At 36.4% G+C, this 1623-nt stretch carries 2 protein-coding genes; both read right to left on the bottom strand.

Annotation, left to right across the window (positions count from 1 at the left end; all coding sequences use genetic code 11):
* Nucleotides 1-44: 44 nt before the first annotated feature.
* Nucleotides 45-1136 (bottom strand): hypothetical protein, encoded by a 1092-nt coding sequence (locus CHI06_RS28890; protein ID WP_095252063.1) that lies wholly within the window; start codon nt 1134-1136, stop codon nt 45-47.
* Nucleotides 1137-1346: 210 nt separating this feature from the next.
* The coding region (locus tag CHI06_RS30165; protein ID WP_179292831.1) for a hypothetical protein at nt 1347-1623 on the bottom strand (277 nt) is incomplete at its 5' end.

Genomic DNA, 1623 nt, shown 5'->3' with positions numbered 1-1623 from the left:
CCTGCTAACTAAGAAAAATTCGAATCTTTTTATTAGTTGGCCAGCTAGTTTACTTCTTTGATGATTCCAAAGTTGCGTCCAAACCAGTAAGGAAGTAAGAATGTAACGCCATCGTCCATGTTTTTGCCGCCACCAGTGTTATAATTATAGGTATCACTTGGTGAATAGTCTTTAGCACTATTCGATGCACGAGAGAATGGATTTGAATTGTTTCTGTGAATTCTTTGCTCATCTAATGGTAAGGCATAGTTAGTTTGTGCTTTTGAACCATCTCTATCGCCTGGTTCAATATAGAAAACATCTTGTCTATCATAACTTACAGGGAAACCAATTTTCACGTGTTGAGTTCTATACAAGAATCTTACAGAATTTTGAATATCTTGTTGCATACTTACTGATTTATCAGTTGGATTAGCTAACTGATATAAGAAAGTGTAGAACGGATTTTCTTCACGTTTTTCATTTTCATACCATTGGCTATATGAGTCAACGATTTGCTTGTAACGCGCAGGATCCTTTTCTTGTAAAATCAATTGATAAATTGGGAACCAACCAAGTTCTTCATCTGAATAATTGATATACTGAGTCCAGTCATTGTGAATAGTTGAATTGATATGTGAACGAGCCTGCCAATCACCTATACTAGCATTGTAAAGATTTGAAACGTTATCATAGGTTGAAAGTTCCTTTAAAATGTTGAAAGCATGAGTTGCTTGACGTACGTCACGACGTTTAATGTACTCAAGTGCCATATCCATGTAACCTTTTCCGTTCACGTAAGGCTCTGCCTTACTGTAACTTGAATCAAATGTTAGATTATAAGCATCTTGGTACATTTTTTGATCCACTGGATAGTCTTTACTTGTTACAGTCATCGCTGTTTTCAACGTTGCCATAACCTCAAGTGCGTTAAGTGGTCCATCCTCATAACCGTAAGATAGAGCTTCGTCTTTAGTATCATAGATACCTACATTTGAACTCCATTCAGGTTGATTTTCCATTTCACCGATATTATCGTTAAAATACTTAGATGTCCATCTTGACCACTGTGTTCCTTTACCAGTTGCATCTTCAATAAAATAATTATTATCCTTCAGAATAAGATTTGTCATTTTATGAGTAATTTCAGAAATCATTGGCTTAAGAGCTTTTAATTCAGGTGTTGAATCATCACATAGAACAGTGTATGCAGCAAAGAATACTGCATAGTGTCCATCTACTTCGTCTGATGAAGTATCAGCTTTGTAAACAATTTGGTTTTGATCAACATATCCATCTGCACCGATTGCACTTGCAGGGAATAAGTCGTTAAAAATCTTAGGGATTTTTGCATATATCGGTACCGTTTACTGGAATGCCGGTTTATTATTTTCGTTTGTTTCTCTATTATCTGTTGCTTTGTGATCAGGGTCAGCAACTGAAGCTTGAGTAACAACAGGCATTACATGTTTATTGCCATCCCCGTCTAAGATATAAATATCAGTACCCAATTTTTGCCCGTCTGGACGAGTTTTGTTCAATTCGTCAATTGCTCCTTGACTTAATTGTACACCGTTATAGCTCATTGGATCGCTAGGATCACCCGAAGCATAAAGCTGATCTCCAATTTTTGTCATCGCATCT

This window comes from Bacillus sp. 7884-1 (genome assembly GCF_002272245.1).
Classification (GTDB): Bacteria; Bacillota; Bacilli; order Bacillales; family Cytobacillaceae; genus Neobacillus.
The sequence above is the reverse complement of the archived record's forward strand: the minus strand, read 5'-3'. Positions and strand labels throughout refer to the sequence as shown.